The sequence below is a fragment of the Haemophilus haemolyticus genome, from assembly GCF_001008275.1.
In the GTDB taxonomy this organism is placed as follows: Bacteria; Pseudomonadota; Gammaproteobacteria; order Enterobacterales; family Pasteurellaceae; genus Haemophilus; species Haemophilus haemolyticus_P.
Genome location: NZ_LCTH01000022.1, coordinates 101,133 through 120,442, shown reverse-complemented (window position 1 = coordinate 120,442; position 19,310 = coordinate 101,133). Strand labels below are relative to the sequence as shown.

At 37.3% G+C, this 19,310-nt stretch carries 21 protein-coding genes and 1 riboswitch; of the genes, 14 read left to right on the top strand and 7 right to left on the bottom strand.

Annotated elements, in window-relative coordinates; all coding sequences use genetic code 11:
• The 5 genes from AAX15_RS03435 to AAX15_RS03415 all read left to right on the top strand — a co-directional run.
• On the top strand, positions 1–668 hold a 668-nt coding region (locus AAX15_RS03435; RefSeq protein ID WP_155397808.1), incomplete at its 5' end, for a class I tRNA ligase family protein.
• A gap of 79 nt (positions 669–747) precedes the next feature.
• Positions 748–2,304, top strand: coding sequence for a phosphoethanolamine transferase (locus tag AAX15_RS03430; RefSeq protein WP_046939151.1), 1,557 nt, complete (start codon positions 748–750; stop codon positions 2,302–2,304).
• Positions 2,305–2,373: 69 nt separating this feature from the next.
• On the top strand, positions 2,374–2,889 hold the full coding sequence (gene lspA, locus AAX15_RS03425) for a signal peptidase II (RefSeq protein WP_046939150.1): 516 nt from the start codon (positions 2,374–2,376) through the stop codon (positions 2,887–2,889).
• The gene (ispH, locus tag AAX15_RS03420) at positions 2,886–3,830 is read left to right on the top strand and encodes a 4-hydroxy-3-methylbut-2-enyl diphosphate reductase (protein ID WP_005634483.1); all 945 of its coding nucleotides are present in this window, start codon (positions 2,886–2,888) and stop codon (positions 3,828–3,830) included. The genes lspA and ispH overlap by 4 nt, the downstream gene beginning before the upstream one ends.
• 170 nt (positions 3,831–4,000) lie before the next feature.
• Positions 4,001–4,348 carry a ComEA family DNA-binding protein gene (locus AAX15_RS03415; RefSeq protein ID WP_046939149.1) on the top strand — a complete coding sequence of 116 codons (348 nt, stop codon included), beginning with the start codon at positions 4,001–4,003 and terminating at the stop codon, positions 4,346–4,348.
• Positions 4,349–4,376: 28 nt separating this feature from the next.
• Here AAX15_RS03415 and copM read toward each other — a convergent pair whose 3' ends face one another.
• The gene (gene copM / locus AAX15_RS03410; protein ID WP_046939148.1) at positions 4,377–4,754 is read right to left on the bottom strand and encodes a CopM family metallochaperone; all 378 of its coding nucleotides are present in this window, start codon (positions 4,752–4,754) and stop codon (positions 4,377–4,379) included.
• A 387-nt stretch (positions 4,755–5,141) separates the two neighbouring features.
• A riboswitch (TPP riboswitch) is annotated at positions 5,142–5,229 on the top strand.
• Positions 5,230–5,280: 51 nt separating this feature from the next.
• Between copM and thiB the strand changes: the two genes are divergently transcribed.
• From thiB to bioB, 4 genes are all read left to right on the top strand, one after another.
• Entirely contained in the window at positions 5,281–6,279 is a 999-nt protein-coding gene (thiB, locus tag AAX15_RS03400; RefSeq protein WP_046939147.1) for a thiamine ABC transporter substrate binding subunit, read from the top strand.
• Positions 6,280–6,283: 4 nt separating this feature from the next.
• Positions 6,284–7,900, top strand: coding sequence for a thiamine/thiamine pyrophosphate ABC transporter permease (thiP, locus tag AAX15_RS03395; RefSeq protein WP_046939146.1), 1,617 nt, complete (start codon positions 6,284–6,286; stop codon positions 7,898–7,900).
• Complete coding sequence (thiQ, locus tag AAX15_RS03390) at positions 7,884–8,531, top strand: thiamine ABC transporter ATP-binding protein (RefSeq protein WP_046939145.1); 648 nt, start codon at positions 7,884–7,886, stop codon at positions 8,529–8,531. Before thiP ends, thiQ begins: the two co-directional genes overlap by 17 nt.
• Positions 8,532–8,651: 120 nt before the next feature.
• Positions 8,652–9,656 (top strand): biotin synthase BioB, encoded by a 1,005-nt coding sequence (bioB, locus tag AAX15_RS03385; protein ID WP_005634466.1) that lies wholly within the window; start codon positions 8,652–8,654, stop codon positions 9,654–9,656.
• A gap of 53 nt (positions 9,657–9,709) precedes the next feature.
• On the opposite strand, the gene AAX15_RS03380 is transcribed toward bioB, so the two are convergent.
• The 5 genes from AAX15_RS03380 to AAX15_RS03360 form a co-directional block, all read right to left on the bottom strand.
• On the bottom strand, positions 9,710–10,387 hold the full coding sequence (locus tag AAX15_RS03380; RefSeq protein ID WP_046939144.1) for a DUF799 domain-containing protein: 678 nt from the start codon (positions 10,385–10,387) through the stop codon (positions 9,710–9,712).
• Positions 10,384–10,794 (bottom strand): DUF4810 domain-containing protein, encoded by a 411-nt coding sequence (locus tag AAX15_RS03375; RefSeq protein WP_046939143.1) that lies wholly within the window; start codon positions 10,792–10,794, stop codon positions 10,384–10,386. The genes AAX15_RS03380 and AAX15_RS03375 overlap by 4 nt, the downstream gene beginning before the upstream one ends.
• 10 nt (positions 10,795–10,804) lie before the next feature.
• A complete protein-coding gene (locus AAX15_RS03370; RefSeq protein WP_046939142.1) occupies positions 10,805–11,473 on the bottom strand; it encodes a CsgG/HfaB family protein in 669 nt (222 codons plus the stop codon).
• A gap of 62 nt (positions 11,474–11,535) precedes the next feature.
• Positions 11,536–13,533, bottom strand: coding sequence for a transketolase (gene tkt / locus AAX15_RS03365; protein WP_046939141.1), 1,998 nt, complete (start codon positions 13,531–13,533; stop codon positions 11,536–11,538).
• Positions 13,534–13,643: 110 nt separating this feature from the next.
• Entirely contained in the window at positions 13,644–14,282 is a 639-nt protein-coding gene (locus AAX15_RS03360) for a YtjB family periplasmic protein (RefSeq protein ID WP_046939140.1), read from the bottom strand.
• 56 nt (positions 14,283–14,338) lie between these two features.
• On the opposite strand from AAX15_RS03360, the gene serB reads away from it, so the two are divergent.
• The 3 genes from serB (at position 14,339) to AAX15_RS03345 (ending at position 16,428) form a co-directional block, all read left to right on the top strand.
• Entirely contained in the window at positions 14,339–15,283 is a 945-nt protein-coding gene (gene serB / locus AAX15_RS03355) for a phosphoserine phosphatase (RefSeq protein WP_046939139.1), read from the top strand.
• Positions 15,284–15,300: 17 nt separating this feature from the next.
• On the top strand, positions 15,301–15,792 hold the full coding sequence (locus tag AAX15_RS03350) for a YajQ family cyclic di-GMP-binding protein (protein ID WP_005629625.1): 492 nt from the start codon (positions 15,301–15,303) through the stop codon (positions 15,790–15,792).
• Positions 15,793–15,927: 135 nt separating this feature from the next.
• Positions 15,928–16,428, top strand: a complete 501-nt coding sequence (locus tag AAX15_RS03345) for a hypothetical protein (RefSeq protein ID WP_046939138.1) — start codon at positions 15,928–15,930, stop codon at positions 16,426–16,428.
• A gap of 24 nt (positions 16,429–16,452) precedes the next feature.
• Here the strand turns inward: AAX15_RS03345 and AAX15_RS03340 are convergent, their stop codons facing one another.
• Positions 16,453–17,064, bottom strand: a complete 612-nt coding sequence (locus AAX15_RS03340; protein ID WP_046939137.1) for a hypothetical protein — start codon at positions 17,062–17,064, stop codon at positions 16,453–16,455.
• 492 nt (positions 17,065–17,556) lie between these two features.
• Between AAX15_RS03340 and corA the strand changes: the two genes are divergently transcribed.
• Together corA and AAX15_RS03330 are read left to right on the top strand one after the other, a co-directional pair.
• The gene (gene corA, locus AAX15_RS03335; protein ID WP_005641340.1) at positions 17,557–18,504 is read left to right on the top strand and encodes a magnesium/cobalt transporter CorA; all 948 of its coding nucleotides are present in this window, start codon (positions 17,557–17,559) and stop codon (positions 18,502–18,504) included.
• Positions 18,504–19,049: a YggT family protein gene (locus tag AAX15_RS03330; RefSeq protein WP_046939136.1), complete on the top strand. Its 546-nt coding sequence runs from the start codon at positions 18,504–18,506 to the stop codon at positions 19,047–19,049. Before corA ends, AAX15_RS03330 begins: the two co-directional genes overlap by 1 nt.
• Positions 19,050–19,310: the final 261 nt, after the last annotated feature.

Sequence of the window (19,310 nt, the reverse complement as noted above, 5' to 3'; positions counted from 1 at the left end):
GTTCGGTAGAAATGGGTTCGTTCTACCTTGATATTATCAAAGACCGTCAATACACCACTAAAGCAGACAGCCTTGCGCGTCGTAGCTGTCAAACTGCGTTATGGCATATTGCTGAAGCATTAGTTCGTTGGATGGCGCCGATCTTATCTTTCACTGCCGATGAAATTTGGCAACACTTACCACAAACCGAAAGTGCTCGTGCAGAATTCGTATTTACTGAAGAATTCTATCAAGGCTTATTTGGTTTAGGCGAGAATGAAAAATTAGATGATGCTTACTGGCAACAGCTGATTAAAGTTCGTTCTGAAGTGAACCGCGTATTAGAAGTCGCGCGTAACGATAAAGTGATTGGTGGCGGTTTAGAAGCAGAAGTGACCGTTTATGCGAATGACGAATATCGTGCATTGTTAGAACAATTAGGCAATGAATTACGTTTCGTGTTAATCACCTCAAAAGCTGAAGTGAAAGCATTAGCAGATAAACCTGCAGATGTGGCTGCGGGCGAGTTAGAGGGAATTGCGGTAAGTGTAGCTCGTTCTAATGGTGAAAAATGTCCGCGTTGCTGGCATTATTCTGACAAAATTGGTGTAAATTCAGAACATCCAACACTTTGTCCACGTTGTGTAGAAAATGTGGCGGGTAATGGTGAAGTGCGCCATTTTGCATAATTAAATTTGTTGTAAAACAGAAAAGTGCGGTTTATTTTAACCGCACTTTTTTACTTTTGTACAAAAGGAAGTAGAGGTTATGTTAGGGAAAGAAATGATTCGCTATAAAACAATGTGGTTTTATCTCTTATTGGTTATTTTCTCCATTTTTACCAATATGGGGTTGGGTAATGTATTAAGTGAGAATATTCCCGTTTCAGATTACGCAATTTTATTTGTTATCACGGCGATTTCTTTTTATTTCACCCCTTGGGTTGGGCGAATATTAATTACTGTATTGTTCCTCAGCGCGCTATTTTATTGCTCTGCTGGTTTTTTCTATGGTATTCCATCTTTAGGTATTATCGCTTCTGTTTATGAAACGAATATTAATGAAACCTTGGAATATTACACAACCATTCCTTTTTGGATATTTTTATTTCAAGCTACTTATCTCATCCTGTTTGTTGCTTTAATGAAATTAAGTTTTCATGCTAAACAACAAGCATTTAAATGGCTGAATACGGGTGTTATCGGCATATTATTAGTTTTTTCTTACAATCAATTTTCTGATTGGAACTATGCGTATAAATTCCGTTTTTATCCTGTTCTGTTTTACTCAGAATTTGATCGTATGAATGATCTGTATTTAGAACAACGAGATTTTCTAAATCAATCCGTTAATGCGCCTTCTCAATGGGATATTCAATCTTTTACGCCAAAATATAAAAATTATATTTTAATTATTGGTGAAAGCATGCGAAAAGATTATATGTCGTTATATGGCTTTCCATTGAAAACAACACCATTTTTAGAGAGTGTGAAAGGCACAGTTTTTGAAAATTATTATTCTGCAGCACCAAATACGCAACCGTCTTTGCAACGCACCTTATATCGAGCAGATAAAGGGGAAACGGTTTATACGGATAATATTATTTCTTTAGCCAAAAAAGCGGGCGTGAAAACCTATTGGATTTCTAATCAAGGCAAAATTGGTGAATTTGATACGATGGCCTCTCGTATTGGGCAAAGTGCAGATGAAACGATTTTTATGAAGCCGTTAGGTTATAACTCTAAAAAAGTTTATGACGATGAAATGTTGCCTGTATTAGATAAAGCCTTAAAAGAAAATATTACGAATCCAAAATTAATTGTGATTCATTTAATGGGCTCACATCCCGCCTTTTGTGAGCGTCTTCCATACGAGGTTAAAAATTATTTTATTAATCAATCTATGTCTTGTTATTTAGAATCAATTAAATATACGGATCAGTTTTTAGAAAAATTAAATTCACAATTGGTGTCACAAAATGAACCCTATTCGGTAATTTACTTTTCAGATCATGGGCTTGCTCATTATGAGGATTCTAAAGGCTTATCATTGCATCCAAATAATCTTTATAAACAAGATTATGAAATTCCTTTTGTTATGTTTTCGAGTGATAGCCAAAAGGTAGAAAAAATAAAAACGCCACAATCTGCATTTAATTTTGTTTATGGTTTTGCTGATTGGATGGGGATTAAGGAAAAACATTTACAAGGCGTCGATTTCTTCCGTCCTGAAAAACAGGAAATTAAGGTATTCGATTGGAAGAAAGTCGTGAATGTCAAAGAGTTGGCTGATGATCCAGCAAAATTACCCGAAGCCGTTCAGTAAATGAGATCGTGCTTTATCATTTATCGGCTTATGCTAGAATTAGCGCAATTTTTTTAAAAGGGAAATATTATGTCCAAAAAATCAGGGCTTTCATTTTTATGGTTAAGTGCGGTCGCTTTTGTGGTTGATTTACTCACTAAATACATTGTGGTACAAAAATTTGATTTGTATGAAAGCGTTAATGTATTGCCTGTTTTCAATCTTACTTATGTTCGCAATTATGGTGCGGCATTTAGTTTCTTAGCGGATCATAGTGGCTGGCAACAATATTTCTTTATTTTGTTAGCATTAGCTATTTCTGGCATGTTGGTTTATTTTTTAGCAAAAAATGATGTTGCACAAAAAATCCAAAATTCTGCTTATGCACTCATTATTGGTGGGGCGTTAGCTAATATGGTGGATCGTGCTTACAATGGTTTCGTCGTGGATTTTTTTGATTTCTACTGGGATATTTACCATTATCCAGTGTTTAATATCGCTGATATTGCTATTTGTATTGGTGCAGGATTATTAGCATTGGATGCTTTTAAGAGCGAAAAGAAAAAGGTACAAGATAAACAAGCAGAAAAGTGCGGTCAGAAATGAAGATAATTTTAGCGAATCCACGAGGATTTTGTGCCGGTGTAGATCGTGCCATTAGTATTGTTGAACTAGCCTTAGAAATTCATGGCGCACCGATTTATGTTCGTCACGAAGTGGTACATAACCGATTTGTTGTGAACGGATTGCGTGATCGTGGTGCGATCTTTGTAGAAGAATTAAGTGAAGTACCTGATGGCGCTATCGTTATTTTTTCTGCGCATGGCGTATCTCAAGCCGTTCGACAAGAAGCGAAAGATCGTAATCTCAAAGTATTTGATGCAACCTGTCCTTTGGTAACAAAAGTGCATATGCAAGTTGCGCGTGCAAGTCGAAAGGGAACAAAAGCGATTTTGATTGGGCATAAAGGACATCCTGAAGTTGAAGGCACAATGGGGCAGTATAGCAATGAAGATGGCGGTATTTTCTTGATTGAAAAAGTAGAAGATATTGCGCGTTTGCCAATGCAAGAAAATGATGATTTAACCTTTATGACGCAAACAACTTTGTCGCTAGATGATACAGCAGAAACCATTGCAGCATTAAAGGAAAAATATCCTGCGATTCAAGGTCCACATAAAAACGATATTTGTTATGCGACAACCAATCGTCAAGAAGCGGTGCGAGAATTGGCAAAATTATCTGATTTGGTATTGGTAGTTGGTTCTAAAAATTCATCAAATTCAAATCGCTTAGCTGAATTGGCTTCTCGTATGGGGGTTAAATCACAGCTTCTTGATGATCCTTCCGATATTCAAGCGGATTGGTTTAATGATGTGAAAACCATTGGGATTACAGCTGGCGCGTCTGCACCAGAAGAATTAGTCCAATCGATTATTTCCCGCTTAAAAGAGTTTGGTGCGAATACCATAGAAGAACTACAAGGGTTAGAAGAAAATATGTTCTTTGAAGTTCCAAAAGAGCTGAGAATAAAAGAAGTTAACTAATCTTAAGGGCTTGTCGTAAATGATAAGCCCTTTGTTTTTTCATTAAAATCAAGAATTTTTGCGATCTGAATCTCAAAAGTGCGGTAAGAATCTTGAGCGTTTTTTTGAAAGCATAAAAAATGGCTGTGTTGATATGCTCGTCAACATGTTCATATTACAAGGAAACCTCTATGAAATTAATGAAAACATTATTTACTTCGATGGTATTGTGTGGTGCGCTTGTTGCTTCTTCGTCTTTTGCTGAGGAAAAAGCAACAGAACAAACCGCTCAACCTGTTGTGGCAACTCAAACTGAGACTCAAGTTGCACCAGCTGCTGTGAGTGATAAATTGAATATCAATACGGCAACCGTTAGTGAAATTCAAAAAGCCTTAACAGGAATCGGTGCAAAAAAAGCAGAAGCGATAGTGCAATATCGTGAAAAACACGGTAATTTCACGAGTGCTGAACAACTATTAGAAGTGCAAGGGATTGGTAAAGCAACACTTGAAAGAAACCGTGATCGAATCACTTTTTAATTTTAAAACCGCTTATGGATGCCCTGTTTTACAGGGCTTTTTTATTGTGCACTTTAAGCCATTTTTGCATTTGTTTAATTTCCGCTTGTTGTGCATTAATAATATTCTCAGCAAGCTTACGCATCTCAGGATCTTTTCCGTATTTTAATTCAACTTCCGCCATTTTTACTGCGCCAATATGGTGTGGCAACATACCTGCTGCAAAAGCAACATCAGGATCTTTATATTGCGAGGCTGCCATCATGTCTTGATGCATTTGATTCATACCTTGCATTAATTCTTGTTGCATTGCAGAACCTGTCGGCATTGGCATATTCATGTGTGCTTGATGCGGTTGTTCATTAGCTTGGACACAAACTGAAACTGCAGCAGCGCTAAGTGTGATAAAAGTCATAAGTTTTTTCATGTTTTTCTCCTATGTGATAACTGAATGAGCACGAATCATAAACCTTGACCTAAGGTTAAAGTCAATATTTATTCCGAAAATTTTTGGTGAGATATTAAAATAAGACAATGTTTGATATGAGGGACAGAATTACGAAGCAAAGATTTGTACTTGCCACGGGCAATAAAGGCACAGTAAAAGAAATTGCAGATGTATTAGCTGATTTTGGTTTTGAAGTCATTGCTCAGACAGATTTAGGCATTGAAAGCCAAATCGAATCACTTTTTAATTTTAAAACTTCTTATGAATGCCCTGTTTTACAGGGCTTTTTTATTTTTTCAGGAAATGTAGAAAGTTTATTTCTTTTGAAAAATCCGTTGGCAATCTTAGTAAATTTTAATAAACTAAAAAGCCTAGTCGGGGTGCAATATGCTGAGATCATACCCGTGAACCTGAAACAGTTAATACTGACGTAGGAAACTAGGAATACAACCTTATCTCCTTCCCGTCATTGTTGCTGCCTTTTGATATAAATAAGGATGTAATAATGAAACTTCTTAAATTAACCTTAATTTCTACCGCACTTTTTTCTACAGCTGCATTAGCTCAATCACAGCAAAGTGTTAACGTATATAGCTATGATTCTTTCACTTCTGAGTGGGGCGCAGGTCCAAAAGTAAAACAAGATTTTGAAAAAGCGCACCCACAATGCGCTATTAATTTTACGCCTTTTGAAAGTGGTGGTGTGTTGCTCAACCGTGTTCGTTTGGAAGGAAAGAAAACAAAAGCGGATATTGTATTAGGTTTAGATAACTTTGTTTTAGAACAAGCTGAAAAAACAGGCATTTTCACGCCAAATAAAGTAGATTTAACTCAACTTGATCTGCCAACAAAATGGACAAATAAAACATTCTTGCCTTTCGATTTCGGTAACTATGCTTTTGTGTACGATAAAACTAAATTACAAAACCCGCCGAAAAGTTTGAAAGAATTGGTTGAACGCCAAGATATCCGTGTAATTTATCAAGATCCTCGCACCAGCAGTGTGGGTCGCGGTTTGTTGGTTTGGATGAATGCCATTTACCCTGCCGATAAAATTCAATCCGCTTGGAAAGATTTAGATAAGCACACAGTGACAGTGGGTAAAGGTTGGTCGGATACTTACGGTGCATTCTTAAAAGGAGAAGCGGATTTAGTGTTAAGTTACAGCACATCACCACTTTATCACCAACTTTTTGAGAAAAAAGATAATTATGTAGCGACAGATTTTTCGGAAGGACATATCACTCAAGTGGAATTAGCGGCTCGAGTCGCAAACCATCCAAATCAATGTGCGGATGATTTTATGGCATTTTTAATTTCACCTACGGCACAAAAACATATTGTGACATCCAATATTATGTTGCCAGTCATTCAAGGTGAAATTGAACCGCACTTTGATGCGCTTAAAGCTCAACAAAAAACTCAAACTCCAATTAATCCAATGGTGAATGCCGAACAATTAAAAAATTGGATTAGCACTTGGCAAACCACATTAACAAAATAGTTTGATGTTTTCGTTATTTCATCATCCACAACTCCGCCCTCGTCATTATGTGGGCGGTGTTGTTGTCATTGGCGTGATTACACTTTTTTATGGTGGCGCGTTAAGTTCGATCTTTGCATTGGGCGATGAATTGCAATGGCGATCTTGGTTCACGGATGATTATCTACAGCATCTAATTCTTTTCAGTTTTGGACAAGCCTTACTTTCTACCGTTTTATCTATTTTTTTTGGTCTGCTCCTCGCTCGAGCATTGTTTTATCAACCATTCTTAGGAAAAAAGTGGCTATTAAAATTAATGTCGCTGACCTTTGTTTTACCTGTTTTAGTGGCAATTTTTGGTTTGATCGGCATTTATGGTTCAAGCGGTTGGTTAGCTTGGTTTGCGAATCTTTTGGGAATGCCTTGGCAGGGGCATATTTACGGGCTCTCGGGAATTTTAATTGCCCATCTTTTTTTCAATATCCCGCTGGCAGCGCAGCTTTTCTTACAAAGTTTGCAAAGTATACCTTATCAGCAACGTCAGCTTGCGGCGCAACTCAATTTACAAGGTTGGCAATTCGTTAAATTGGTGGAATGGCCCGTTTTTCGTCAGCAATGTTTGCCCACATTTAGCTTGATTTTTATGCTTTGCTTCACTAGTTTTACCGTTGTTCTTACACTAGGCGGAGGACCTCAATATACAACGTTAGAAACCGCAATTTACCAAGCGATTTTATTTGAATTTGATCTGCCAAAAGCAGCACTTTTTGCCATGTTGCAATTTGTATTTTGCTTAGTTTTATTCAGCTTAACATCGCGTTTTTCACCTTCTAATCAAAATGGCTTGAGTAATCGTAATCCTTGGTTTGAAAAACCTAAAAGTGCGGTCAAAATTTTCCATATTTTTGTCTTACTGGTTTTTGTATTTTTCCTTTTTTCGCCTGTATTGAACATTCTTATTAGCGCATTGAATTCACCAAGTTTACTCACAGTTTGGTATAATTCTCAGCTCTGGCGTGCGTTAGGCTATTCTCTTTCTATCGCGCCATTATCCGCATTGATTGCATTAATGATGGCAATTGCCTTGCTACTTTTATCACGCCGTTTAGAATGGTTGCATTATCAGAAAATTGCTCAATTTATTATTAATGCTGGAATGGTTATTTTGGCAATTCCGACTTTAGTACTCGCAATGGGGTTATTTTTATTATTACAAGAGCGCGATTTTTCGAATATTGATTTGTTTGTCATTGTTGTATTTTGCAATGCGTTAAGTGCAATGCCTTTTGTTTTACGTATTTTGAGCGCACCTTTTCATAATAATATGCGTTATTACGAAAATCTGTGTAATAGTATGGGAATTGTGGGCTGGCAACGTTTTTATCTGATTGAGTGGCAAAATTTACGTGCACCATTGCGCTATGCTTTTGCTTTAGCCTTGGCACTATCTTTAGGGGATTTTACGGCTATTGCGTTGTTCGGCAATCAAGAGTTTACTTCTCTACCGCACTTGTTATATCAGCAGCTAGGGAATTATCGTAATCAAGATGCAGCTGTAACCGCAGGGATTCTATTATTGCTTTGTGGCATATTGTTTGCCTTTATTCACACACATAGGGATGCTGATGATTTATCTAAATAATGTGATTTTGAACGATAAAACCTTACCGATGTGCTTTAATTTGAGCGTAAATGCTGGCGAGCGTGTCGCAATTATTGGCGAAAGTGGGGCAGGGAAAAGTACGTTATTGAATTTAATCGCTGGATTTGAATTTCCTCATCAAGGAGAAATTTGGTTAAACGATAAAAATCATACTAGTAGTGCACCTTACGAGCGTCCGGTTTCCATGCTATTTCAAGAAAATAATTTATTTCCTCATTTAACCGTACAACAAAATCTTGCCTTGGGGTTAAAACCCTCTTTAAAATTAACCGCACTTGAACAGGAAAAAATTGAACAGGTCGCTTGTTCTGTAGGATTGGGTGATTATTTACAACGTTTACCGAATTCTCTTTCAGGGGGGCAAAAACAACGAGTGGCATTGGCGCGTTGTTTGTTGCGAGATAAACCCATCTTGTTATTAGATGAGCCTTTTTCCGCATTAGATCAAAAACTTCGTGTAGAAATGCTCGCATTAATCGACAAACTTTGTGATGAGAAACATCTGACGTTGTTACTTGTTACTCACCAACCATCGGAATTAGTTGGTACGATAGATCGAGTATTGTTGGTGGAAAATGGTCAGATAAGTCAATTGCAAAAAGAGACGTAAAATTATATAGATTTTATAACTGATGAATCGATTCAATGGCTATCGATACCTGCCTATAAACTGAATAAAGATAAGATACAAAAATTCGGTGATTATTCACCGCACTTTCAAAGGAAAAATATGTTAACTGAAAAACTACAAATTAACTCCATTACACCACATCCAAGCGTTGAATATTGGTCTGTTTGCAAAGTTGAGGCGTTATTTGAAACGCCATTTTTGGAATTGGTTTACCGCGCCGCGCAAGTTCATCGTAAGCATTTTAATCCTCGAGCGATTCAGTTATCCACGTTAATGTCTATCAAAACGGGGGGATGCCCAGAAGATTGTGGTTATTGCCCTCAATCAGCCCGTTATCATACTGGTGTGCAAAATCAGCAGTTATTAGATGTTGATGAGATCGTCGCGAAAGCAAAAATTGCGAAAGCACGTGGTGCGGGGCGTTTTTGTATGGGCGCAGCTTGGCGAGGCCCGAAACCAAAAGATATTGAGAAAGTCACAGAAATTATTAAAGCAGTGAAATCGCTTGGTTTAGAAACCTGTGGTACTTTTGGTTTATTGCAAGACGGTATGGCAGAAGATTTAAAAGAAGCGGGATTAGATTATTACAATCATAATCTTGATACCGCACCAGAACATTATGCAGAAGTGATTGGCACTCGCCGTTTTGATGATCGCCTTAGCACATTAGGAAAAGTGCGCAAAGCTGGATTAAAAGTGTGTTGTGGTGGCATTGTGGGGATGAATGAAACCCGCAAAGAACGGGCAGGATTAATTGCGAGCCTTGCAAATCTTGATCCGCAACCTGAATCAGTGCCGATTAATCAACTTGTTAAGGTTGAAGGTACACCGTTAGCCGATGCTGAAGAATTAGATTGGACGGAATTTGTGCGAACGATTGCTGTTGCACGTATTACCATGCCAAAAAGTTATGTTCGCCTTTCAGCAGGCCGTAGTGGAATGAGTGAAGAAATGCAAGCGATGTGTTTTATGGCTGGCGCAAATTCGATTTTTTATGGCGATAAATTACTTGTCACAGGTAACCCAGAAGAAGATGGCGATCAGTTATTGATGGCAAAATTAGATTTAGAGCCGGAAAATGCGGAAAATAAAAAAGCTTCTTGAATATCAAGAAGCTAATTATTTAAGGGGTTGATGTAGATTAGCCCCTAACTTTTTTATTTTTGTTGAGGCTGTAATTGTGGATCTTGTCCATACAATGGATGTCTCGGACCATAAAGCAAACAACCATTGCAAGGTCCATTAAGCATATTTCCTGTCGCCCACGCAGCAACTTTGTAGCCTTTATCGGATACATTGTTCGCAATTTGCTTTACTACAGCAGTAATTAGCATTGCGATGGCATTACCGTTGTTATTGCGATCTGCATCGTCTGCGTAGCCTGTACCTTCCCATAAGATTTTACCACTACGTAAATCAACAAGTTTACCACTTACTCTTACTTTAGTAACACTATCAAATACTTGGTAATTCACACCGTAATCATCTACATTAATGTAAAGAACTGCATCAGCACCAAAAATATCACGTAATTTTTGTAGATTTACATTATGGATTTCTTGAGCCTGTGTTAAACCATTGTGCTTAAAAGTTTCATACACAAGCGCAGGAGGGAAAACATAATACCCCTCTTCTGCTAATGGAGAAATTGTATGTGCCAATACAGCAGGAGAACCTTTAACATCATTTGTTGTATCCGTAGGAAGTAATACCAAGATAGAACGTGGTTTACTTTCTTGATAGTTTGTATAGTCATAAGGCGTAGGCTTCATTGTTGAACAGGCAGAAAGCAAAAGGGTACAAGCCATTACCAAATAGAGAGAGATTTTTTTCATTTTTTCGCTCCTTTTTTCACTTTTTTATTTCCAGTGCTTTCTGTACTCGTATCCACTTTTTTTCCTTTATTTAACAAGAAGTTAATATATTGAGTTGATTCAGGAAATAAAGTCATTTCTTTTTGATAGGCTTCTGCCATTTTGCCTGCATTGCCTAATTGACCATATAAAAGACCAATCTGCGCATACAGACCAGGTGGTACTTTTTTACCGCTATCAAGTTGAGCGATTTCTTCTAATTTCTGAAGCTGTTCTTGTGGATCGCCGTCTTGAGTTAGATATTGGTATACGGAAGCTGGATAGCTATCTCCATTCCAAGTATACAATGTATTTGGTTTACTGCCTGATGAACAGGCAGTCACCACAGCAACAGCTGATAAACAAATAAAAAGTTTTAGTTTATTCATAATAAAATCCTTAATTTGAAGGCTTCCATTGACCTGATTCAACACCAGAAACAAGGTTATTTACGGCTTCACGAATGGCTAAATCTAATACTTTACCATTAAGAGTTGAATCATAACCTGCGGTGCCACCAAAACCTAACACTTCACGGTTTGAAAGATTATATTCACCAGCACCTTGAACAGAATAAACCACTTCTGAAGTTTGAGTATTCACCACATTCAATGTTACTTTTGCATAAGCCACTTGTTGTTTGCCGCGACCTAAAATACCAAATAATTGCTGATCGCCTACTGTTTTACGACCAAATTCAGTCACATCGCCAGTCACCACATAATTCGCGCCTTTTAATTTTTGTTTTTGACCTTTGATTTTTGCTTCTGTCGCCGATTCTGACATATTGGTGCGATCCAACACACTAAAACGACCTGATTGTTGTAAGTGAGACACTAAAATGGTTTTGGCTTGATTACCTAATTGATCTACGCCGTCAGAGAATACGCCATTGTTATAGCTTGAACGATTATCAAATTTACCCACAGAAATAGGGGCTTTCACACCGTTATACGCGGTGTTATAGCTCGTTACTTTTTGAACTTCAACAGTACGAGAACCCTCGGTTGCACAACCAGATAAAGCTAAAACGCTGACAGATAATAAGATTGGATAGAGTTTTTTCATTACAGAATCCTTATAATATAAAGTGATAAAAAAGCTCCTTGAGTTATCAAGGAGCTTCCATTTTAAAGAATTTCTTTCGCTTTCGCTACCACGTTTTCAACAGTGAAACCAAAGAGTTTGAATAATTGATCCGCTGGTGCAGACTCACCGAAACTATTCATACCGACAACACGGCCGTTGAAACCAACGTATTTATACCAGAAGTCAGAAATACCCGCTTCAATCGCAACACGTTTGGTTACCGCTACAGGTAATACGCTTTCGCGGTATGCTTGGTCTTGTTTATCAAAACGGTTAGTGCTTGGCATAGAGACAACGCGCACTTTTTTACCTTCAGCGGTTAATACATCCGCTGCTTTTACTGCTAATTCCACTTCGGAACCTGTCGCGATGAAGATTAAATCAGGTGTGCCATCACAGTCTTTTAACACATAAGCACCACGTTTAACCGCATCTAATTGTGCAGAAGTGCGGTCCATTTGTGCTAAGTTTTGACGAGTAAAGATCAACGCACTTGGGCCATCTTGACGCTCAACCGCTTGTTGCCATGCAATAGCTGATTCCACTTGATCACATGGACGCCATGTTTCAAGATTTGGAATTAAGCGTAGTGATGCTGTTTGCTCGACCGGTTGGTGAGTTGGACCATCTTCACCTAAACCGATAGAGTCGTGAGTATAAACGAATAATGAGCGTTGTTTCATTAATGAAGCCATACGTACTGCGTTGTGTGCATATTCGTAGAACATTAAGAAGGTTGCGCCGTAAGGAATGAAACCGCCATGTAAAGCAATACCATTCATAATCGCTGACATACCGAATTCACGCACACCGTAGTTGATGTAATTACCGCCTACGTTTTCATGCGCACGAATAGGTTTAGAACCACTCCATAACGTTAAGTTAGAGCTTGCTAAGTCTGCAGAACCACCTAAGAATTCAGGTAACACATGAGCATACGCTTCGATTGCATTTTGTGATGCTTTACGGCTTGCAATACTCGCTGGATTTGCTTGTAATTTTTCAATGAACGCTTTGGATTCAGCCGCCCAGTTTGCTGGTAATTCACCGTTTACACGACGTGTAAATTCTGCTGCAAGTTCAGGATATGCTTTTGCATAAGCAGCAAATTTTTCTTCCCAAGATTTTTCTGCTGCAGCGCCTTTCTCTTTTGCAGACCATTCAGCATAGTATTCAGCTGGAATTTCAAATGGAGCATATTCCCAGTCAAGCGCTTTACGAGTTAATGCGATTTCTTCATCGCCTAATGGTGCACCGTGACAATCATGTGATGCTGATTTATTTGGTGAACCGAAACCGATGATGGTTTTACAAATAATTAAAGTTGGTTTTTCTTTTTCTGATTGTGCAAGTACAATAGCCTGACGAATTTGTTCTGCATCGTGGCCATCCACATTACGGATTACTTGCCAGCCATAAGCTTCAAAGCGTGCTGCGGTATCATCGCTGAACCAACCATCTACATGACCATCAATCGAAATATTGTTGTCATCGTAGAATGCGATTAATTTGCCAAGACCTAAGGTTCCCGCTAAAGAGCAGGCTTCGTGAGAAATCCCTTCCATTAGACAGCCATCGCCTAAGAACACGTAAGTGTGGTGATCAACTATTTCATGACCTTCACGGTTAAATTGTCCCGCTAAGGTTTTCTCTGCAATCGCCATCCCTACTGCATTAGTGATACCTTGACCTAATGGACCTGTCGTGGTTTCAACACCGGGCGCATAACCATATTCTGGGTGACCTGGGGTTTTAGAATGTAATTGACGGAATTGTTTTAAATCGTCGATAGAAAGATCATAGCCAGTTAAATGTAAAAGACTATAAATCAACATAGAACCATGGCCGTTAGAAAGTACAAAACGATCGCGATCAGCCCATTTAGGATTGGTCGGATTGTGTTTTAAAAAGTCACGCCATAATACTTCTGCAATATCCGCCATCCCCATTGGTGCGCCAGGGTGACCAGATTTAGCTTTTTGCACAGCATCCATTGATAAGAAACGAATTGCATTGGCTAATTGTCTACGAGTTGCCATTTTGTTCTCCTGTTATAATTCGCTTTAAAAAATAATCTTGCGCATTCTACCTTATTTCTGAAGGAAATTTAGCAAAAATCCGCACTCAATTTAATAGTTTGTGACAATAATCAAATTCTACGGCGACGCTGGTGAAAACGCGTGCTACTCGATTTTACTTTCAAATTTACCGAACTTTTTTTCTCTTTGGGTTTGCGATAAGTCCGTCGATAGTGACTTAAAAAATAATGAATAGAGCTTGCCATTACCGCGCCAAGTAAAAAGACAATAATAAGCTCACCATATAATTGGTGAAAAATTTGATTAATTTTTGATTGGTTAGATTGCGTATATTGCGTATCAATAGTGACGCGTAAAAATCCTTTAATGCCGCTTTGGGCGTAAAGTGGCTCTACAATTTGTTGATTGTTTGCATCGGGTGAATTGCGAGTCTCGCGACTTTGAGCCAGTAATTTTCCTTCACCATCGTATAAGCTAGCATCTAAAATAAAGTCTTCTTTGACTATTTGATCAAGATTGTCTGTTAATTGCTCTGTTTTGGCATTATTTGTGAGTAAAACTGAAAATAAATTGGCTTGTTGACGAACCAAAATATGTGAGATGTTCGTCACTTGGTTTATGCTAGCAAATTGTGAACTCAGTTTAAATTGTTTTACACCAAATAAGATAACGCCAAGTGCAGTTAGGCTTAGCACAATAATCGTTGCAAGCATAGTTGATTTGATTAGTTTTTCTTTAATTATTTGCACTTTTTCAACTCACATCGGTTAAAATCTTTTCAGTCGCCACAATTTACAGGATTTTTATGCAAATTCAACGTTTCAAAAGTATTACACAAAAATACCCACAATTTCCTGCCGCACTTTTAGCTAATAAGGAGCCTATACAGGATGGGGAACCTTTTATCTTATACGGCACAAAGTTGGACATGATTACGTTGGAAAAATTTCAACAAAAGTGCGGTCAAAATTTTCAGATTTTTGATGTTTGGATGGTAGAGCAAAATATTGTCGTTTTATTGAAAGGTCAGTGGTTTGTTGATTTCGTTAACTTTGCTCATGATATTGAAGTGGATATTGCTAAATTAGATTTTAGCCCTAAATTGTCTCAAGCTGGATTGTTGGTGATGGATATGGATTCTACCGCTATTCAAATTGAGTGTATTGATGAAATTGCGAAATTAGCGGGAGTCGGTGAACTTGTTTCTGCGATTACTGAAAGTGCAATGAGAGGTGAATTAGATTTCGAGCAAAGTTTGCGTCGTCGAGTTGCTACCTTAAAAGGTGCGCCAGAAAGCATTTTGCAGCAAGTTAGAGAGAATTTACCGCTAATGCCTGGATTAGTTGAAACGATCCAAACCTTACAGAAATATGGTTGGAAAACCGCAATTGCTTCAGGTGGATTTACTTATTTTGCGGATTATTTGAAAGCGTTATTACAGCTTGATTTTGCTGCATCAAATCAATTTGATATTGAAGATGGAAAACTCACTGGCTTAGTTAAAGGCGATGTGGTTGATGCCCAATATAAAGCTAAAACATTACAACGTTTGTTAGAGGAATACGGTATTGATTCCCAACATTCTATTGCTATCGGCGACGGTGCGAATGACTTGGCAATGATGAAAGTGGCAGGGCTAGGTGTTGCGTTCCACGCTAAACCTAAAGTGCAACAACAAGCGCAAATTGTGGTAAACTTCGCCGACTTAACCGCACTTTTATGCCTGTTAAGTGCCAATGATCGAATTTAATAAAATGGGAGAAGACTATGCCATCTTTTGATATTGTTTCTGAAATTACTTTACACGAAGTCCGTAATGCAGTGGAAAATGCAAACCGAGTGCTTAGCACGCGTTATGATTTTCGTGGTGTAGAAGCGGTAATTGAATTAAATGAAAAAAATGAAACGATTAAAATCACCACTGAATCTGATTTCCAACTTGAACAATTAATTGAGATTTTAATTGGATCTTGTATTAAACGTGGTATTGAGCACAGTTCTTTAGATATTCCAGCAGAAAGCGAACACCACGGTAAACTTTACAGTAAAGAAATCAAACTTAAACAGGGTATTGAAACAGAGATGGCGAAGAAAATTACTAAATTAGTAAAAGATTCTAAAATCAAAGTTCAAACTCAAATTCAAGGTGAACAAGTGCGCGTAACTGGTAAATCACGTGATGATTTACAAGCCGTTATTCAATTGGTGAAAGGCGCTGAATTAGGCCAACCATTCCAATTTAATAACTTCAGAGATTAAAAAATCTAGGTATAATCTACTTTGTTTTTTATAACACGATATAATTATTTTATTGGTCTCGATGTTCTCAAAACATGATATTGAGAACATCAACTTAACTAAACTTACTTAGAGGTTACAATGAAAAGAATTTTAATGGCCATCGTTGCAGTTTTAACATTAGCGACAGCGAATATCACTATGGCGGAAGATGTCTATTATTGGAAAGATCCTATTTTAACCACAACTGACGAAGATACTTTCCGTGTGAAGAAACCACAAGTGAATACCGAAGAAGATCGTCGTTTACTTGAGGAAGATAAACAAAAATTCAGAAATATCATCGCCTATTATAAGAAAATTGATGCGGTTATCAAAGAAAAAAATAAAAAACCATCATCAGCAGTTCACTATTATGATGATATGTTTAATAAATTTATTGATGTATATAGAAACACAGCGTTTAAAAATATATATGACAAAGAGTATGTAACCTTATTTCGCGAGATTGCGCAAATTACTACTGATTATTATTTATCAGTATATAATGAATTAAAAACAGAGCAGGCTAAAAAGTCGCTAGAAGCCAAAGCTAGATTTTTAGATTCATCAGCAATTTTAAGATTCGTGACTGACAACCCAAACTATTATAAATAGTAAAGGCGGGATATCCCGCCTTTTTTATATTGTTGCACTAATATTTTTAAAATCATCACTATTTGCCAATTCAGCAGTTTTTTCTTTATCCTGAACATTTTCTTTATTTATATTTACATTTCCGATCTTATACTCTTCATAAAACTCATATTCTTGCTTATAGAATTCGATCGTAGATTTAAACTTGCCAGTCAATAAATTATCGATAACTGAATTTAAATAATCTTCAGTCGGTGTCTCATTTCGACTATATTGAATTTGCGCAACCAACCCTTCTTTTAATTGACTACGCAAATTTTCATTATTTAACAGATGCTCTATATTAATACGATCAGCAATATCAGGATTCTCCTTAATAAAAGCATTAACTGATGTTAATTTCATTAAAGCAGCATTAAGCTTATTTATTACCACCTCTTCCCCATTAGTTGAATTTGGCAGGATAACCAGTTTCGGATCATCAGATAAATATTGAGAAAGATAACTGTTCACAAAACCAATATATTCTTTACCATTTCTTGATAAACCCAAAATTTCAGGATCTAAGGCCGTTGTTAGATATTTATTAGCCACTGTTGTGAAAACCTTTCTCGTCGCTTCTGTACTATTACCAGGTTCATTTGTATATACCTGCATTTCAATAAATTTGCCTGAGTGAGTTGGTGTAGCATTTTATGCTAAGCTGAAAGTGTAATAACAAGCATAAATTGTGGTAAACGTTACACTCAATAAATCAAATTCAATCAAGGAATGGAAATGGCGAAGAAAATCGCTAAATTAGTGAAAGGCGCTGAATTAGTCCAACCATTCCAATTTAATCACTTCAGAGATTAGTTTTCAAATAAGGGCGAAATGTTGTCATAGTTTTTTGATAAAACTTGACGAACACCGCTTTCAAGCGTAACATTCGCCCGATTTTTTAACGAGAAGGACACACACTTTGGACAGTCATAGTCGATACCGAATATCGCTCTAGACGCCCGCCTTTTATTATCGGCGCGCGTTCGCCGGTAAATTTACCGTTGTTTCGGCATCTCTTAACGAAAACTTTGCGATTTTTCACCGCACTTTCGTTTCTTCTTTAATTTGTTCACTGTTAGCTGTTCATAATCCTATAAGGAGTATGAAATGATCAACGCGTTTGCTATCAATGATTCCCGCTTGGTTCGTATTGACGAAGACCAAACTGATCTCAATACTGCCATTTGGCTTGATTTACTTGAGCCGACAGGCGAAGAGCGTGAAATGCTACAAGAAGGCTTAGGCCAGAGCTTAGCATCTTTTCTAGAATTGGAAGATATCGAAGCTTCCGCCCGTTTCTTTGAAGATGAAGATGGTTTACACCTTCACTCATTTTTTTATTGTGAAGATGAAGACAATTATGCTGATTTAGCGAGCGTCGCTTTTACTATTCGTGATGGTCGTTTATTTACGTTGCGTGATCGCGAGCTACCAGCATTTCGTTTATATCGTATGCGTTCACGTAGCCAGCGTTTGTTAGAATGTAATTCCTATGAAGTTTTACTGGATTTATTTGAAACGAAAATTGAGCAATTAGCGGATGTGATTGAAAATGTTTATGCAGATTTGGAAGAATTAAGTCGTGTTATTTTAAATGGAAAACAAGATGAAGCCTTTGATGAAGCATTAAATACACTCACGGAACAAGAGGATACTAGCTCAAAAGTTCGTTTGTGCTTGATGGATACTCAACGCGCGCTAGGTTTCTTGGTTCGCAAAACGCGCTTACCAACAAACCAGTTAGAACAAGCACGAGAAATCTTACGAGATATTGAATCTTTACAGCCGCATAATGAATCCTTGTTCCAAAAAGTAAACTTTTTAATGCAAGCTGCAATGGGTTACATCAATATTGAACAGAACAAAATTATGAAATTCTTCTCCGTTGTTTCTGTGATGTTCCTTCCTGCAACATTAGTTGCATCCACTTATGGTATGAACTTTGATTTTATGCCTGAATTACATTTTAAATATGGTTATCCAATGGCAATTGGATTAATGATCGCAGCCGCACTGACGCCATATATTTATTTTAAAAGAAAAGGATGGTTATGATGGAATTATCTCAAACCGCATTATTTATCGGGTCAATTATTAATCTTTACGCACTTGTCTTAATCTTACGGGCTTGGTTACAGTTTGCTCAAGTGGATTATTACAATCCTGTTTCAACATTTGCAGTAAAAATGACTGATCCAGTATTAAAACCTCTGCGTAAAATTGCGCCTACTGTGAAAAATATCGATACTTCTGCTTTACTGCTAGTATTTATTATCGGTATGTTGAAAGGTATTATTTATTTTGGTTTATCAGTAAATGTACTCTTAGTATTGGGTGTGTTAACTGTATTGAAAAGCATCGGTTTAGCCATTTTTTATGTCCTTTTTATTGGGGCTGTTTTAAGTTGGTTTAATCGTGGCAATAGCCCTGTGATTTATGCGTTTTATCAACTTTCAGAACCACTTTTAAGACCTATCCGTCGATTCTTACCAACATTAGGCATGATTGATTTTTCCCCTATGGTCGTTGTATTTATCTTATTGTTCTTAAATAACCTAATTCTTGATATGTTAGGTGGACTTTGGATGATTGCTGGTTAGAGACCAATAGATTATTGAATAATAATTTAGGGACTAATCTACGTCAGCCCCTTAAATTAATATAGTTATATGTAGGTTAAAGTCTAGCGTCCTGGTGAAATTCCTACAATAGTAGGAATTGAATTAAGTGAGCAATTTGGGGCAACGTTATTTTTTTCTTTTGGTAAAGCCATCCGCAAGCTCAGAAAAGAGCAGAGTTTAACGCAAGAACAACTTGAATTTGAAGCGGATATTTAACGTATTTATGTGAGTAAATTAGAG

What these genes read in the sequence shown, in the direction of transcription:
- thiB (WP_046939147.1), top strand. Translation starts at nt 5,281, where the DNA reads ATGAAACTTCTTAAATTAACCTTAATTTCTACCGCACTTTTTTCTACA.
- thiP (WP_046939146.1), top strand. Translation starts at nt 6,284, where the DNA reads ATGTTTTCGTTATTTCATCATCCACAACTCCGCCCTCGTCATTATGTG.
- AAX15_RS03330 (WP_046939136.1), top strand. Translation starts at nt 18,504, where the DNA reads ATGGAATTATCTCAAACCGCATTATTTATCGGGTCAATTATTAATCTT.
- AAX15_RS03415 (WP_046939149.1), top strand. Translation starts at nt 4,001, where the DNA reads ATGAAATTAATGAAAACATTATTTACTTCGATGGTATTGTGTGGTGCG.
- AAX15_RS03380 (WP_046939144.1), bottom strand. Translation starts at nt 10,387, where the DNA reads ATGAAAAAAATCTCTCTCTATTTGGTAATGGCTTGTACCCTTTTGCTT.
- serB (WP_046939139.1), top strand. Translation starts at nt 14,339, where the DNA reads ATGCAAATTCAACGTTTCAAAAGTATTACACAAAAATACCCACAATTT.
- AAX15_RS03345 (WP_046939138.1), top strand. Translation starts at nt 15,928, where the DNA reads ATGGCCATCGTTGCAGTTTTAACATTAGCGACAGCGAATATCACTATG.
- AAX15_RS03375 (WP_046939143.1), bottom strand. Translation starts at nt 10,794, where the DNA reads ATGAATAAACTAAAACTTTTTATTTGTTTATCAGCTGTTGCTGTGGTG.
- AAX15_RS03430 (WP_046939151.1), top strand. Translation starts at nt 748, where the DNA reads ATGTTAGGGAAAGAAATGATTCGCTATAAAACAATGTGGTTTTATCTC.
- copM (WP_046939148.1), bottom strand. Translation starts at nt 4,754, where the DNA reads ATGAAAAAACTTATGACTTTTATCACACTTAGCGCTGCTGCAGTTTCA.
- AAX15_RS03370 (WP_046939142.1), bottom strand. Translation starts at nt 11,473, where the DNA reads ATGAAAAAACTCTATCCAATCTTATTATCTGTCAGCGTTTTAGCTTTA.
- corA (WP_005641340.1), top strand. Translation starts at nt 17,557, where the DNA reads ATGATCAACGCGTTTGCTATCAATGATTCCCGCTTGGTTCGTATTGAC.
- ispH (WP_005634483.1), top strand. Translation starts at nt 2,886, where the DNA reads ATGAAGATAATTTTAGCGAATCCACGAGGATTTTGTGCCGGTGTAGAT.
- tkt (WP_046939141.1), bottom strand. Translation starts at nt 13,533, where the DNA reads ATGGCAACTCGTAGACAATTAGCCAATGCAATTCGTTTCTTATCAATG.
- bioB (WP_005634466.1), top strand. Translation starts at nt 8,652, where the DNA reads ATGTTAACTGAAAAACTACAAATTAACTCCATTACACCACATCCAAGC.
- lspA (WP_046939150.1), top strand. Translation starts at nt 2,374, where the DNA reads ATGTCCAAAAAATCAGGGCTTTCATTTTTATGGTTAAGTGCGGTCGCT.
- thiQ (WP_046939145.1), top strand. Translation starts at nt 7,884, where the DNA reads ATGATTTATCTAAATAATGTGATTTTGAACGATAAAACCTTACCGATG.
- AAX15_RS03340 (WP_046939137.1), bottom strand. Translation starts at nt 17,064, where the DNA reads ATGCAGGTATATACAAATGAACCTGGTAATAGTACAGAAGCGACGAGA.
- AAX15_RS03350 (WP_005629625.1), top strand. Translation starts at nt 15,301, where the DNA reads ATGCCATCTTTTGATATTGTTTCTGAAATTACTTTACACGAAGTCCGT.